Below are 14,967 nucleotides of genomic sequence, written 5' to 3'. Positions count from 1 at the left end.
CCGACGATGTCTTCCGCGTCGCAAATCCGGAGATTTCCGGACATTCCCAATGGGGTGGGGCGCTGTTAGCAAATTTCTAGGGGGCGCCGTCGCCTCGCGTTGACGACGACGGACCTTAAGAAATCGAGGCGACGGCCCGTAGGTCCGCCAGGGGGTTATAGAGCAATGTCGGGAATGATGCAGGCCGCTCGCGGCCTCATGAGCCGTTGCGCGCGTTCGCAGGCGTGGGGCGGGGTGGGGATGTCGGGTTTGACGCAGGCAGTGCGCGAGCGCGCCGGAAACGTCTCCCGCGCCTTATCCAGTGCACTGACCGTTCTGTTGGCCGCGGTGGTGCTGGCGGTCTGGGCGGCCCCGTCCGCCGTTCTGGCGCTCTCTCCCGGGTGTGCCGCCATCAACGCCGGTGCGGGCCAAACCGGCGGGCTCAACAGGGCTTACCCGGCCGACGACTACAACCTTGTGACCAGCCAATTCCTTGCCGGCGAACGGTTGATCTTCAGCTACGCTCCGTCGTCGGGTGGCCAAGCCTGGCTGGATATCAGCTCCAACATCGAGCCCGTGACGACGATCGTCAACTCGGCCTCCTCCGCCGGTTCCCTGCGGCGTACCAGGCCGGAACGACGACAGTCTCACTCGGCAACGGTTCGACCGGAACGGTCGCCTGGACGATCTCATGCGCGGACCGCCCCAGCCTTATGGTTTCGGACGTCAGCATCGCCGAGGGCAATGGGGCCGTGACGGTCTTCACCTTCACCGTCAGCCTGTCGGCGACGGCGCAGACCGACGTGACCTTCAACATCGCAACCGCGCCCGGCACCGCAACCGCCTTGACGGATTACATGCCCAAGAGCGAGACCGGCCGGACGATCCCGACCGGCAGCTCCAGCGCGACCTTCACGGTGCAGGTCATGGGCGACGAGATCAGCGAGTCGAACGAGACCTTCTTCGTCAACGTCTCAAGTGTAGTCGGCGCGACGGTCGTCGACAGCCAGGGCCTTGGCACGATCCAGAACGACGATGTTCCGCCGCCGACCGTGACTTCGATCTCGCCGGCGAGCGGACCGAGCAGCGGCGGCGGCGCGGTGACGATCACCGGCACGAATTTCACGGGCGCGACGGCGGTCACCTTCGGGGCGACGGCGGCGGCCAGCTTCACGGTCAACAGCGCCACCTCGATCACGGCGACCTCGCCGGCGAACTCGGCGGGAACCTACGACATCACCGTCACCACGGCGGGCGGGACCTCGGCGACCTCGGCGGCGGACCAATACACCTTCGTCGCGGCGCCGACGGTGACCGCGCTCTCGCCGACGGCGGGCCCGACGGGCGGCGGCACGACGGTGATCATCACCGGCACGGGCTTCTCCGCCGCTCCGGGAACCGGCGCGGTGAGGTTCGGGGTGACGAACGCCAGCTACACGATCAACAGCAACACCCAGATCACGGCGACCTCGCCGGCGGGGACCGGTACGGTCGACGTGCGAGTCTCCACGGCGGGCGGGACCAGCGCGACCTCGGCGGCGGACCAGTTCACCTACGTCGCGCCCCCGACGGCGCCGGCGGTCCTCTCGCCGGCCGAGGGCGAGTTCCGCGCGGCCCGCGACGTCAATCTGACGGGCACGGCCCAGGCGAACGCGACGATCTCGATCACCGGCTCCTATACGGGGACCGCGACGGCCAACGGCTCCGGCGACTGGGCGGTCCTGCTGCCGGCCGTCGCGTCTGACGGCCCGGTCAGCGTCAGCGTCACCGCGACGAACGCGGGCGGCGTCTCGCCGGCCACGACCCGCAGCTGGATCATCGACACCACGGCGCCGGCCGCGCCGACGATCACACAGCCGGTCAACGGCGCGGTGCTCGCCGACGGTTGGATCACGATCGCGGGGCGGACCGAGCTCCGCTCCACCGTCAGCCTGCGGATCAACGGCGGCGCACCGGTGGCTGCCGACGTGAGCTATGACAACTGGAGCTACGCGCCCCCGTCGACGCTGGCGGACGGCGTGTATGCGCTGTCCGTTGTCACGACCGACGAGGCTGGAAACACCGGGCCGGTGGCCACGTCCAGCTTCACCGTGGACTCCACGCCGCCGGCCACGCCGACGGTTGCCTCGCCAGTCTCCGGTTCGGTGACGGGCGACAACACGCCGACGATCTCGGGCACGGCCGAAGCCGGCTCGACGGTCACGGTCACTCTGAACAACACGGCCCTGGCCCCGGTCACGGCCTACGGCTCGGGGATCTGGACGACGACGAGCATCCCGCTCGCCGACGGACTGTATACGATATCGGTGGTTGCGGTGAATGCCGCGGGCATCGGCGCAGCGGCTTGGGAGGCGAGTGTCTTTACGGTGGACACCACGGCGCCGTCCGCGCCGGTGATCTCGACGCCGACCGACGGAGCGGTGACCGATGACGGCACGCCGACCATCTCCGGCTCGACCGAAGCGGGCTCGACTGTCAGTCTGTCGATCGACGGCGGCGCTCCGATTTCCATCGTCCCGACCGGCGGAGCCTGGAGCTACACGCCGCCGTCGATGCTGTCGGCGGGCGAGCATGCGCTTGTCGCCACGGCTGTCGATGCGGCGGGCAACAGCTCACCGGCGTCGGCCTCGGTCAGCTTCACCTACTCGCCGCTGGCGATCACGACCGCGAGCCTGCCTTCGGGCCAGGTGGGTGTCGCCTACGCCGCGACCGTCGCGGTGGCGGGCGGGACGGCTCCCTACGGCTTCGCCGTGACGGCCGGCGCCCTGCCGAACGGCGTGACCCTGGCCGCCGGCGGCGCGCTTTCGGGCACGCCGACGACCAGCGGAACCTCCGCCTTCACGGTGACGGCGACGGACGCCAACAGCCTCTCGACGAGCGCGGCCTTCAGCGTGACCATCGCGCAGCCGGCCCCGCCCGCGGTGACCGATGTCGAGGACGTCGATGTGACGGCGAACCCGGACGGCGCCGGCCAGCCTACCGCCATCGACCTGTCGACGGCGGTGTCCAACGCGGCGTCGATCGAGATCGTCACGCCGCCGGCCCATGGGGGCGCGACCGTGACCGGCTTCCAGGTGCTGTACGTGCCTGAAGCGGGCTATTTCGGAACGGATTCGTTCACCTATCGCGCCGTCGGCTTTACGGACGGCCCGTCGGCCGGTCCCTCGGGGCGCGGCGTGCGGACATCCGCCGCCGGCTCCCAGGGGGTCTCCGCGGAAGGCACTGTCACGGTGCAGATCGCAGCTCCGACCCTGGTTCTGGCGGGCGGCGCCCAGCCGAACGGCCAGGTCGGCGTCGCCTATGCGCAAACCCTGACCGCGTCGGGCGGGACGGCTCCGTACACCTTCGCGGTGACGGCGGGCGCCCTGCCGGCCGGGATCAGCCTGGCGCCGGACGGAACCCTGTCGGGGTCGCCCGTCTCCGGCGGCGCCTTCAACTTCACGGTGACGGCGACGGACAGCTCGACGGGCACCGGTCCGTTCAGCATCTCGGCGGCGCATACCCTGACGGTGGCCGCTTCGACCATCGCGGTCGCTCCGGCCAGCCTGCCCACGGCGACGCGCGGCACGGCCTACAGCCAGAGCGTGACGGCGTCGGGCGGCGTAGCCCCCTACACCTACGCCATCGCTACGGGCGCGCTGCCCGCCGGCCTGACCCTGTCTCCGACGGGCCAGATCAGCGGCACGCCGACCGTGACGGGCAGCTTCACCTTCGGCGTTCGGGCCACCGACAGCGCGACGGGCGCAGGTCCGTACGCGGGCGGGGTCGAACTGACCCTGACGGTCAGCGCGGCCAGCCTGACGGTGACGCCGACGGCCCTGCCGGAGGTTCTGGCGGGAACCCCGGTCAACCAGCAGATGCAGGCGACCGGCGGACAGGGGGGCTATACCTACGCCGTTACCTCCGGCGCGCTTCCGCAGGGTCTCACCCTGTCCACGGCCGGCGTTCTGGGCGGACGGCCGACAGTCGCGGGGACCTTCGTCTTCACCGTCACGGCGACGGACGGGTTCGGCAACACCGGTTCGGTCGCGCTGAGCCTGACGGTCACCAGCCGCCCGGATCCGAGCGCCGACCCCGACGTCCGGGGCCTGAACACGGCCCAGGCCGAGGCGGCGCGCCGGATGGCGGGAACGCAGATGGGCAACTTCAGCCGTCGTCTGGAGGCGCTGCATCGCGACGACGGACAGGGGGACGTGGCCCTCGATCTCCGTCTCGACGGGCACGCCTTCACCCCGCTGGACGAAGGTCAGCGGACGATGGGCGAGCTGAGCCAGGTGCTGGGCCGCGGCCTGATGCAGGGGCGTGACGTCTCGGATCGCGACGAAATGGCCCGCATGTTGGCCTCTGGCCGCGCGGACGGAACGACCGAGGGCGGCCTGTCTGCCGGCGGTTCGTCGATGCAGGTCGGTGATGGTCCTGCGGGTCCGACGAGCGGACCGCGTGTCTGGGTCGGCGGCGCCATCAGCCTGGGCGAGCGGGACGCCACGACGCATACGGCCGAGATGTCGATCACCTCGTCGGGGATCAGCGCGGGCGTCGATATGAGCGTGGCCGACAACCTCGACATCGGCGTGGGCGTCGGCTTCGGACAGGAAAACACCGATGTCGGCGTGGATGAATCGCGGATGGAGGCCAAGAGTTGGGCGGGCGTCGCCTACGGCAGCTGGCGTCCGGCCGAGAGCGTCTTCATCGACGGCATGGTCGGCTATGGCGAACTGGGCTTCGACATGCGTCGCCGCACGCCGGTGGACTCCAGCCTGGTGTTCGGGGAACGCGACGGCGCGACCTGGTTCGGCTCGCTGGCCGCCGGGGTGGATCGGACCTCCGGCTCGACCCGCTGGATCGGCTACGGCCGGCTGGAGATGCTGACCTCTGACCTTGACGCCTTCACCGAGACGGGATCGCCGTACTGGGCCCTCAACTATGAGGCACGCAGCGTGGAGTCCCTGCAGAGACTGGTGGGTCTGCGTTACGAGCGCGACATCCTTCGCGGTCATGACCGCTGGACCCCGGGCCTGCGCCTGGAGTGGCGTCACGAGTTCGCTGACGCGGGCAGTCAGGCGCTGCGCTATGCGGACTGGCTTGAGGGTCCGGCCTATCTGATCGGTCAGGACGGGTGGGAGCGGTCGCGGCTGGACCTCGGCCTGAGCCTTGGCTGGCGCTCTCGTAACGGCTGGTCATGGTCGGGCGAGTACCAGGGCGGTTTCAGCGACGGTGAGACCCTCAGCGGTCTCAGGATCACTGGCGCGATGGCCTTCTGATCCGACGGCGAGAGACGCCCGCCAGGTCCGGCGGGCGTCTTGAGCGGTCAAGGCGGTTGGCGACCACTTGGCCTGGCTGGAGGCCTTGCGGGAACGTCGTTCCTAGCCGAGCTTGACCCGCGTTTCGTTCAGGAAGGTATATTCGAGCAGGTGGAGGTTCTGGGGCGCCGGGCCCTTCCGGATGCGTCCGGCGGTGTCATAGTGGGAGCCGTGGCAAGGGCAGAACCAGCCGCCATAATCGCCCGTCCCGAACGTCGGAATGCACCCCAGATGGGTGCAGATGCCGACCAGGATCAGCCATTCCGGTTTGCCGGGCTTGTGACGGCTGGCGTCCGTCGCGGGGTCGCGCAGGGCGGCGTTGTCGTCGGCGACCGCCTCGGCGATTTCCTTGGGGGTGCGGTGGCGGATGAAGACCGGCTTTCCGCGCCATTTGACCACGATCTGCTGGCCGAGTTGGACCTTGCCGTAGTCGACCTCGACCGAGGAGAGGGCCAGGGTGTCGGCCGCCGGGTTCATGGAATCGATCAACGGCCAGAGCGCCATGCCTGCTGCGCCGACCGCGAACGCGCCCGCGGCGATGTGAATGAAGTCGCGGCGATCGGCAGTGAGAGCCGCGGGCGTTGAAGTCTCGATGTCTGGGTGCATCTCTCTGGACCCGTTTCGTTCTGTTTCAACCGTCGAGCAGCGATGAGTGTTCCCTCCGAGGCTGAGCGTCCTGGGCGCTCTATTCGGACCTTGCATCGGAGAGAGGTCGGCTCCGGGCGAACCCGAACGGCACCGGAACCGAGCGAGGTCTGGTCGGTTTCCAGTGACGTCCTCAAATCGTCCCGAGGACTACGGTTCTGACCATCCGAACTGACGCCTTCCCGGGCACGGATATGTCGGGGCTGCCCCACCGGACAGAGCGTTGATCCAGGAATGATGTCCTTCGCGTTCGGCGTCCGTTCCTGAGGCAAGGCGATTGGCAAGGAACAGGATGATGAAAGTCAACGAATGCATGAGCTCGGACGTGCAGGTCTGCTCGCCCGGCGACTCAATCGGCGACGCTGCGCGGATGATGAAGAAGATCGACGCCGGCTTCCTGCCGGTCGGCGAGAACGACCGATTGGTCGGGATGATCACCGATCGAGATCTGGCGGTTCGCGGGGTCGCGGAGAACAGAGACTCGAAGACGCCGGTACGCGAGGTGATGAGCGCCGAGGTCCTCTACTGTTTCGAGGACGACAGCCTTGACGACGTCGCCTCCCAGATGGGGGCCGAGCAGGTCCGCCGGCTCCCGGTCCTCAGTCGGAGCAAGCGGCTGGTGGGGGTCATATCCCTGGGCGACATCAGCCAGGCCGTTGGCAATGGTTCCCAGGCCGCGGCGGCGCTGGCGGGAGTAACCGAACCGAGCGCGCGTCATAGTCAGCATTGATGTCCCTGACACGCCGTCGCTCTTCGCTGTGAGCGGCGGCGCGAACGGGACCATCGAGACGGCGGCGTCGTGGCCTCCTGGCCGGCGCCGCTGTCTTTATGGGGCTCAGCGCGAGGCTGGCGGCGGCGCGGCGTCCAGCGCCTTGACCACCTCGCGCGCGGCGGCGATCTGAAGCACGGCGCTCTGTTGGGCCGCGAACAGGTCCCGCGCCTTGGCGGCGTCGGCCATGGCGGTCAAGCTGGCCTGCATCGTATTCGGGATCGATTGGGCGCTCAGCAGCGGCGCCGTCTGCCGCCATTGTTCGTCGGCGGCTGCGGCGGCGGCGGTCAGGGCGGCCCAGTCCGTCGGCTTCGCCCGCGTCAGCGCCTGATAGCGCTGGCCCGCGATGAGCAAGAGTTCCGCCGAAACCGGAGGTTTCGCCGTGGCGGCGTCCTGCGCGGCGATCAGATTGCGCTTCGCTTCCAAAGAGGCCAGGGCAAACGCCGTCCGGTCCTCTGCCTTGCGGGCCCGGTCAAGCTCTTGCAGCGAGCGGTCGAGATCGACGGCGCCGGCCGGCGACAAGCGCGCGCGGGCTTCGCTCGCCGAGGTCATGGCGCGTGTATGCAGACTGTCGATCTCCGCCCAGGTCGCGCCGGTGGAGCGCTCGACCATCGCCCCGAAATCCGCAGCCGCGCTTCGCAAGGCGGGATTGGAGGCGGACGCGGCGGCTGGCGGCGTTTCCTGGGACGTTTCGGGCGCCTTGCGGTCGCATCCGTAGGCGAGGAGCAAGGCCGCAAGCCCCGACGCCGCCAGCGTCCTCAGGACAGGGTGATTTCGTCGCGCCATGAGAGATGTCTCCTAATCCCTTCGCTGGGCGAGGCTAGGCGACTACGCGGCGCGTTGATTTGACCGTCGTCATTTTTAGTCAGTCGGCCGAGGCTCCATGGCTCATTGTGGAGCGTTCCGGTGATGCTTGATGCGCCGTCGGCTCCTTCACCGCGGCCGCAATGGTTTCGGGTTGGCGTTGGCGAGGTTCCAGGTCGGCGCAAAGCCGGCCGTCGTTCGCCGAAGACCTAAGGGATTTTGATTGCAAGTCGCTCGCAATTGCATTTAAGGGCGGGGCCTTCTTCAGGAGCCCCCATGCCTCTCTTCTCGCCCCTTCCGTCGTTGCGCCGATCCTCGGGCCTTGTCGCCGTCTCGGCCCTGCTGGCCGGGACCGCCTTCGCCTCGACCGCCGCCGCCCAGACGGCGCGGCAGGAGCCCGCGGCGAGCGAAGTCGAGGACGTGGTGGTGACGGCGGCGCGGACCATCCTGCCGGCCAGCGCCCTGCCGATGACGGTGGATGTCATCGATCGCAAGACCCTGTCGGAACAGGTGGCCATCAGCGGTTCGGTGATCGACGCGGTCTCGACCCTGTCGCCGTCCTTCTCGCCGACGCGGCAGAAGCTGACCGGATCGGGCGAGAGCCTGCGCGGCCGCTCGCCGCTGTTCGCCATCAACGGCATCCCGCAGTCGACGCCGATCCGCGACGGCTCGCGCGACGGCTATACGATCGACCCCTTCTTCGTGGACCGGGTCGAGCTGATCTACGGCTCCAACGCCCTGCAGGGCATCGGCGCCACCGGCGGCGTGGTCAATCAGGTGACGGTGGGCGCGCCGACCGAGGACGGCCTCAGCGGCCGGATGCTGGCCCAGGTCTCCAGCTCGGGCGGACCCGAAGGCGACGGGATCGGCGCCAAGCTGGGCGGTCTGGCCGCCTATCGTCATGGCGATTTCGACGGCGTGTTCGGCGTCGCCTATGACCAGCGCGGGGCCTTCTATGACGCCAACGGCCGCCGCATCGGCGTCGACAACACCCAGGGCGAGGTGCAGGATTCCAAGGCTCTGTCCTTCTTCGGCCGCTTCGGCTGGGACCTGACCGACACGGTGCGCCTCGACCTTCTGGCCAACCGCTTCGAGCTGAAGGGCGACGGCGACTATGTGGTCGTGGCGGGCGATCGCGGCATCGGTCGTCCGACCAGCAGCATGCGCGGCCAGGTCCAGGGCGAACCCGCCGCCAACCGGGTCGAGACCCTCTCGGCCTCGCTGACCGACAGCGACCTGTGGGGCGGCGACTTCAGCGCCCAGGTCTTCTTCAACCGCACGCGCGACACCTTCGGCGGCGACCGCTCCGCCACCTTCCAGGACGCCAGCATCGCCCCGATCGGGACCCTGTTCGACCAGTCGTCGAACCGTTCGCGCAAGCTGGGCGCGCGCGCCAGCTATGAGCGGGCTGTACCGGGCGTGCCGTGCCTGACCGCGACCCTGGGTCTGGACGCCTTGAAGGACCGCACCGAGCAGCGGCTGATCGCCACCAACCGCGCCTGGGTGCCGCCGACCGAGTTCCAGAGCCTCGCCCCCTTTGTTCAGGCCAATATGCGTCTGTTCGACGGCCGGGTGCGGCTGGCCGGCGGCGTGCGTCAGGAGAACGTCGAACTGTCGGTCGACGACTTCACCACCCTGGCCTCCTACGGCTCGCGCCGGGTGACGGGCGGCAAGCCCAAGTTCGAGGCCACCCTGGTCAACGGCGGCGTGGTCTATGAGCCGCTGGACGGCGTGCGCGCCTACGCCAGCTACGCCGAGGGCTACACCGTGCCCGACGTGGGCCGCATCCTGCGTTCCATCAACGTCGACGGGGTCAAGGTCGACGGCTTCCTCGACATCAGCCCGGTGGTTTCGGACAATCAAGAACTGGGGCTGGAGGTGAAGCGCGGGCCGTTCGAGGCCGGGGCGACCTACTTCTGGTCCTCGTCGGACCTGGGTCAGTTCCTGGTCCGCAACGCCGACGGCGTCTACGACGTTCAGCGGCAGGCGGTCGAGATCGAGGGACTGGAGCTGAACCTGCGCGCCCGCACCCCGATCGAGGGGCTGACGGTCTCGACCGGCTATGCGCGCCTGCGCGGCCAGACCGACACCAATGCCGACGGTCGGGTGGACAGGGATCTGGACGGGGCCAACATCTCGCCGGATCGCATCAACGCCGCAGCCGTCTACGCCAACGGCCCGCTGTCGGCGCGCCTGCAGGTCCAGACCTATCTGTCGCGCGACTTCGAGGGCGGCGACGTGCGCAACAATTTCGAAGGCTACACCGTGGCCGACGCCTATCTGCGCTACGACTTCGCCATCGGCGGGGTGTCGCTGGCGGTGCAGAACCTCTTCAACGAGGACTATGTGACCTACAGCTCCGACACCAGCAATCCGACCGACAACCTGCGCTACTTCGCCGGGCGTGGGCGCTCCTTCACCCTCGGGTGGGACCGTCGCTTCTGATGCGTCTGGTCCGACTGGCGCATCGCTGGACCGGGGGGCTGATCGGCCTTTTGCTGTTCGTCCTGGGGCTGACCGGAACCGTTCTGGTGTTCAAGGACGACTGGCTGCGCGCCGTCGTGCCCCATGCAAGCGAGGCGCGGGTTTCGGACCCCAAGGTCATCGGCGCGGCGCTGGATCAGGCCTTCGCGGCCTCGGACCGGCCGCGCTCGGTCATCCTGGCCACCGACCGGCTGGGAATCTACCGGCTGAACTATGAGGACAAGACGCGCGGCGCCTATGCGACCCAGGCGGGTCAGGTTGTGGCGCGCTGGGAGAGCCTGTGGGCGCGGCCCGAACTGTGGCTGTTCGACCTGCACCACTATCTGCTGATCGGCGACGCGGGGAAGACCATCGCCGGGATCGCGGGGCTGGCGGGTCTGGGCTTCGTCGTCACGGGGGTGATCCTGTGGTGGCCGACGCGCCGGACCTTCGTCTTTGCGGTTCTGCCGAAGGTCTGGAAGCGGCCGGGGATCATCAAGCACCATCGCGACATGGGGGTGTGGAGCGCGCCCATGCTGGCCCTCATCCTGACGACCGGCGCCGTCCTGGCCCTGTCGCCGCTGTATGACGGTCTGGCGCAGGCTCTTTCGCCGCGCGCGGACCTGGAAGCGGTCATGGCCCAGCCCGAGCACGAGGGCGGACCTCTGTCGCCCGATCTGAACTGGCCCGCCATGATGACGGCGGCCCAGGCCCGCTTCCCCGACGCCGACCCGCGCATCGTCTCCCTGCCGACCAAGCCGGGTGGGCTGATCGGCCTGCGGATGCGGCGGGCGGCGGAATGGCTGCCCAACGGCCGGACCCAGGTCTGGTTCGATCCCGCCGACGGGCGGATCGTCGGATCGCGCGACGCCCTGGCCCTGCCGCTGGGCCTGCGGGTGGTCAACGCCCAGTATCCGATCCACGCGGCCAAGGTCGGAGGGCTGGCCTATCGGCTGGTCGTCGCCATCGTGGGTGTATCACTGACCCTTCTGGGCTCTCTGGCCGTCGTGACCTTCTGGTCCAATCCGAGCGGGCTCCCGAAGCGGCGACGGCCAAGAGCGCGGCCTGTCTGAGCTGTCCGGGCAGTGGACGTGGTCTGAAAACGGGGCGCTCGCCGTCGCGGGGCCTTAGTCCAGCGTGGTACGGGATCGGGCGAGGGCCAGGCCGGAGATGATCAGGGCGAACAGGGCCAGGGCCAGAAGGTTGGGGCCCATGTCCGACAGGGTCTGCTGCTTGAGCAGGGCGCCGCGCACGATCCGGAGGAAATAGGTGACGGGCAGAACCTCTCCGATGCGCTGGGCCCACTGGGGCAGGCCGTAGAAGGGAAAGGCGAAGCCCGACAGGAAGATCGACGGCATCATGTAGAAGAAAGACATCTGCATCGCCTGAAGCTGGCTCCTGGCCAGGGTCGAGATCAGATAGCCCAGCGCCAGATTGCCCAGGATGAACAGCGCCACCCCGCACGTCAGAGCGAACCATCCGGCTGCGGTCTGGGCCATGGGGACGTCGAACAGGAAGCGCGCCATCGACAGGATGACGACGGTCTGAACGACGCCGACCAGGACATAGGGCGTCAGCTTGCCGATCATGATCTCGATCGGCGTGGCGGGGGTCGAGAGCAGGGCCTCCATCGTGCCGCGCTCGCGTTCGCGGGTCACGGCCATGGCGGTCATCATCACCAGGGTCATGGACAGAATGGTCCCCAGAAGACCGGGCACGATATTGTAGGCCGTGAGGTTCTCGGGATTGTAGAGGCGGTGGATCACCACCTCGAACGGCGGTGAGGGCGACGGCTTGGCGGCGGCGCCGACCAGTTGGCGGTCCAGCGCATGGTCGGGCAGGGCGGCCACGGCGCTCAGCGCCCCGGCGGCCGATACGGGGTCGGAGGCGTCCACCTCGGCCAGAATCTGGGCCTTGTCGCCCCGCAGCACGCGTTCGGTGAAGTCGGACGGAATGGTCAGGCCCAGCATCACCTGGCCGCGCCGCAGCAGGTCGTCCATCTCGCCATCCGAGCGGGGCAGGTAGCGCACGTCGACGTAACTGGTCCGCTCCATTGCCGCGACGACGGCGTCGGCGGTCGCGCTGTGGTCGCTGGCGAAGACCGCCGCCGGCAGGTGCCGAGGGTCCGTGTTGATGGCGTAGCCGAACAGCAGCAGCTGCACGAGCGGCATCAGCAGGATCATGGCGTAGGTGATCCGGTCCCGGCTGAGCTGGGTGAACTCCTTGGACAGGACGGCGTAGATTCTGAGCAGGGAGGCGATCATCGCGGGTCGCCCATCAACTGGATGAAGACGTCTTCCAGCGAGGGTTTGACCTCGACCCACTGGTAGGGGGCCTTGCGATAGGGGGCGATCGCCTGTTCCAGCGCCGCGCGGTCGACGCCGCTGACGTGCACCGCCGCGCCGAAGGCCGAGGCGCTCATCACGCCGGGCTGATCCGCCAGCTGGTGGGCCAGATGGTCGATGCCGGGGCCTTCGCCGTTGAAGGTGATCAGGCGCGAGCGGCCAATGATCTCCTCGCCCGTGCCGCGCGCGATCAGTTGGCCGTTCAGGATATAGCCGATGTCATGGCAGCGCTCGGCCTCGTCCATGTAGTGGGTGGAGACCAGCACCGTCAGACCCTCGGCGGCCAGGGCGTGGATCTCGTCCCAGAACTCGCGTCGGGCCTTGGGATCGACCCCGGCGGTCGGCTCGTCCAGCAGCAGAAGCCTAGGTTCATGCAGGGTCGCCGCCGCCAGGGCCAGCCTCTGCTTCCAGCCGCCGGACAGGGCGCCCGCCAGCTGGTTGCGGCGATCCGCCAGCCCCAGCCGCTCCAGGGCGCGATCCACCCGGCCGGCGCGGTCGTCCAGCCCATAGACCCGCGCCACGAAGGTCAGGTTCTCGCTGATGGTCATGTCGTCGTAGAGCGAGAACCGCTGGGTCATATAGCCGGTCTGCCGCTTGATCCCGGCGCTCTGGCTGCGGAAGTTCAGGCCCAGAACCTCGCCCTCGCCGCTGTCGGGGGTCAGCAGGCCGCACAATAGGCGCAGCGTGGTGGTCTTGCCCGAGCCGTTGGGGCCCAGGAATCCGGTGATCCGCCCCTCGTCCACGGCGATGGCCACGTCGCGCACCACGTGCTTGTCGCCAAACGACTTGTTCAGACCCCTGACGTCGATGACCTGCGTCATCGACCGGCGCGCCCCGTCGGAGGAAGGGGGGTGACGTCGACCGGCTGGCCGGGCCTCAGGCCGCGCGGCGTCGAGGGCGCGGCTTCGACCAGGAAGACCAGCTTGTCGCGGGTGGCCAGGCTGTAGATGATCGGCGGGGTGTATTCCGGGCGGCCGGCGACATAGTCGACGCGCGCCGTCATGCCGGGGGCGCAGCCGTCGCAGCCGACGGCGACCATGGTCCCTGGCGGATAGGCGTTCACCATGGCCTCGGGCAGATAGAAGCGCACCTTGATCTGATCGTCGGGGATCAGGCTGACCACCGGGGCGTTGGCGGCGACCCATTCGCCCGCTTGATACATGACGTCCTCGACCCGCGCCGCGACCGGGGCGACCGGCGCGAGCTGGCTGACCTGGCGGCGGGCGTCGACGACGCCGGCTCGACTGCCTTGAACCCCGGCCCGGCTGGCGGTGATGCGAGCAGCGGCGGCGGTCACGTCGGTCTGGGCGGCGTCGCGCTGGCGCTGGGCGCTGATCGCGGCGGCGCGGGCCTGATCGATCTGCTGGCCGGCGACGGAGCCGGCCTTCTCACGCTCAGCGGCGATGAAGCGGGCCAGGTCCGAGGTCGTGCGCGTGACCTCGACCTGGGCGGCGGCCAGGGCAGCGCGGGCCTTGTTCAGGGCGGCGGCGTCGGCGGCCAGCTGAGCCTGACCCTGATCGACCTGGGCGGCGGCCTGATCGGCGCGGGCGTCCAGGGATGTCGGGTCGATGCGGAACAGGGCCGCGCCCGCCTCGACCCGCTGGCCGCGCACGACGCTCAAGCTGTCGATCGCGCCCGCGACGGGCGCGGACATATAGAGGTTCCGGGTCACGACATAGCCGGTGAAGACGGGCGGGCGGTCCTGCCGACGGCTGAGCAGCGCCCAGGCCAGAAGAACGCAGACCGCTGCGCCGACGATCAGGGCGATGACGAGGGTTCGGCGGTGGCCGCCCTTCTGGCGTCTGGAGGCGTCGGCCACCTAGAACCCTCCTGCATCGGGGTGGCGGCGTTCGTCCCAGCCGCCGCCCAGCGCCTTGTAGAGCGCCACCACGTCCTGATCGGTCGCGGCCCGCGCCTGGGCCAGGCCGTCGGAGGCGTCCAGCAGCGAGGCGCGCGCCGCCAGAAGGTCCAGCCCGGTCGCCAGTCCGGCGTTGCTACGGGCCTGGACGGTGGCCAGCTGGTCGCGGGCGGCGCCCTCGGCGGCCCGGAACTGAGCCTCGCGGGCGCGGTCGGCCTCCAGTCGGCTCAGGGCGTCCTCGACATCCTTCAGGGCGACCAGAACGACGGCCTGATAGGCCAGCAGAGCTTCCTGGGCCTGGGTCCGTCGCAGGTCCAGGGTCGCGCGTCTTCGGCCGCCGTCCAGCAGGGGCAGGACCAGGCCCGCGGCGGCCGTGGGCTGTATGCTGTCGGCCGAGATCAGCTTGCTGAGCGAACCGGAGACCAGGCTGACCGCGCCTGTCAGGCTGATCGAAGGATAGAGGTCGGCGGCGGCGACGCCGATGTCGGCGGTGGCGGCGGCCAGATCGCGCTCGGCCGTCCGTACGTCCGGTCGTCGCCGCAGCAGGTCGGAAGGCAGGCCGACGGGAATGGCGCCGGGCGTCGAGGTCGCTGTCGGCGGGGCGGCCAGTTCGGCCATCAGCGCCAGCGGCGGGCGGCCCAGCAGGACGGCCAGGGCGTGGGTCTGGGCGGCGCGTCGGGCGATCAAGTCCTGACGCGCGGCGGCGGCGGCGGCGATGTCGCGTTCGGCGCGGCGCTCGTCCAGGGTCGTCGTCAGACCGCGACGGCGGCGAACCTGATGGAAGGCCAGGGCTTCGGTCTGCAC

Annotated in this window: 10 protein-coding genes; 4 read left to right on the top strand and 6 right to left on the bottom strand. The window is 69.4% G+C overall.

What is annotated here, in order from left to right:
* Positions 1-692: 692 nt before the first annotated feature.
* Positions 693-5,240 carry a putative Ig domain-containing protein gene (locus ACREEF_RS10760; protein ID WP_431565579.1) on the top strand — a complete coding sequence of 1,516 codons (4,548 nt, stop codon included), beginning with the start codon at positions 693-695 and terminating at the stop codon, positions 5,238-5,240.
* A gap of 102 nt (positions 5,241-5,342) precedes the next feature.
* On the opposite strand, the gene petA is transcribed toward ACREEF_RS10760, so the two are convergent.
* A complete protein-coding gene (gene petA / locus ACREEF_RS10755; protein WP_431565578.1) occupies positions 5,343-5,885 on the bottom strand; it encodes a ubiquinol-cytochrome c reductase iron-sulfur subunit in 543 nt (180 codons plus the stop codon).
* Positions 5,886-6,219: 334 nt separating this feature from the next.
* Between petA and ACREEF_RS10750 the strand changes: the two genes are divergently transcribed.
* A complete protein-coding gene (locus ACREEF_RS10750) occupies positions 6,220-6,654 on the top strand; it encodes a CBS domain-containing protein (protein ID WP_431565577.1) in 435 nt (144 codons plus the stop codon).
* Between the two features lie 105 nt (positions 6,655-6,759).
* On the opposite strand, the gene ACREEF_RS10745 is transcribed toward ACREEF_RS10750, so the two are convergent.
* Complete coding sequence (locus ACREEF_RS10745) at positions 6,760-7,305, bottom strand: hypothetical protein (protein WP_431565576.1); 546 nt, start codon at positions 7,303-7,305, stop codon at positions 6,760-6,762.
* A 468-nt stretch (positions 7,306-7,773) separates the two neighbouring features.
* Here ACREEF_RS10745 and ACREEF_RS10740 point away from each other — a divergent pair, with 468 nt between their 5' ends.
* Positions 7,774-9,942 carry a TonB-dependent receptor gene (locus tag ACREEF_RS10740; protein ID WP_431565575.1) on the top strand — a complete coding sequence of 723 codons (2,169 nt, stop codon included), beginning with the start codon at positions 7,774-7,776 and terminating at the stop codon, positions 9,940-9,942.
* Positions 9,942-11,033, top strand: a complete 1,092-nt coding sequence (locus ACREEF_RS10735) for a PepSY-associated TM helix domain-containing protein (RefSeq protein WP_431565574.1) — start codon at positions 9,942-9,944, stop codon at positions 11,031-11,033. The genes ACREEF_RS10740 and ACREEF_RS10735 overlap by 1 nt, the downstream gene beginning before the upstream one ends.
* 54 nt (positions 11,034-11,087) lie before the next feature.
* Here ACREEF_RS10735 and ACREEF_RS10730 read toward each other — a convergent pair whose 3' ends face one another.
* From ACREEF_RS10730 to ACREEF_RS10715, 4 genes are all read right to left on the bottom strand, one after another.
* Positions 11,088-12,224: an ABC transporter permease gene (locus ACREEF_RS10730; RefSeq protein ID WP_431565573.1), complete on the bottom strand. Its 1,137-nt coding sequence runs from the start codon at positions 12,222-12,224 to the stop codon at positions 11,088-11,090.
* A complete protein-coding gene (locus tag ACREEF_RS10725; protein WP_431565572.1) occupies positions 12,221-13,126 on the bottom strand; it encodes an ABC transporter ATP-binding protein in 906 nt (301 codons plus the stop codon). The genes ACREEF_RS10730 and ACREEF_RS10725 overlap by 4 nt, the downstream gene beginning before the upstream one ends.
* Complete coding sequence (locus ACREEF_RS10720) at positions 13,123-14,124, bottom strand: HlyD family secretion protein (RefSeq protein WP_431565571.1); 1,002 nt, start codon at positions 14,122-14,124, stop codon at positions 13,123-13,125. Before ACREEF_RS10720 ends, ACREEF_RS10725 begins: the two co-directional genes overlap by 4 nt.
* The coding region (locus ACREEF_RS10715) for a TolC family protein (RefSeq protein WP_431565570.1) at positions 14,125-14,967 on the bottom strand (843 nt) is incomplete at its 5' end.

Origin of the sequence: Brevundimonas sp., assembly GCF_050729455.1 — a bacterium.
GTDB lineage: Bacteria > Pseudomonadota > Alphaproteobacteria > Caulobacterales > Caulobacteraceae > Brevundimonas.
This window is presented reverse-complemented; position numbering and strand designations above follow the sequence as displayed.

Excerpts from the sequence above, each read along its gene's own strand:
- ACREEF_RS10760 (WP_431565579.1), top strand. The coding sequence starts at position 693 with ATGGTTTCGGACGTCAGCATCGCCGAGGGCAATGGGGCCGTGACGGTC.
- petA (WP_431565578.1), bottom strand. The coding sequence starts at position 5,885 with ATGCACCCAGACATCGAGACTTCAACGCCCGCGGCTCTCACTGCCGAT.
- ACREEF_RS10750 (WP_431565577.1), top strand. The coding sequence starts at position 6,220 with ATGAAAGTCAACGAATGCATGAGCTCGGACGTGCAGGTCTGCTCGCCC.
- ACREEF_RS10745 (WP_431565576.1), bottom strand. The coding sequence starts at position 7,305 with ATGGTCGAGCGCTCCACCGGCGCGACCTGGGCGGAGATCGACAGTCTG.
- ACREEF_RS10740 (WP_431565575.1), top strand. The coding sequence starts at position 7,774 with ATGCCTCTCTTCTCGCCCCTTCCGTCGTTGCGCCGATCCTCGGGCCTT.
- ACREEF_RS10735 (WP_431565574.1), top strand. The coding sequence starts at position 9,942 with ATGCGTCTGGTCCGACTGGCGCATCGCTGGACCGGGGGGCTGATCGGC.
- ACREEF_RS10730 (WP_431565573.1), bottom strand. The coding sequence starts at position 12,224 with ATGATCGCCTCCCTGCTCAGAATCTACGCCGTCCTGTCCAAGGAGTTC.
- ACREEF_RS10725 (WP_431565572.1), bottom strand. The coding sequence starts at position 13,126 with ATGACGCAGGTCATCGACGTCAGGGGTCTGAACAAGTCGTTTGGCGAC.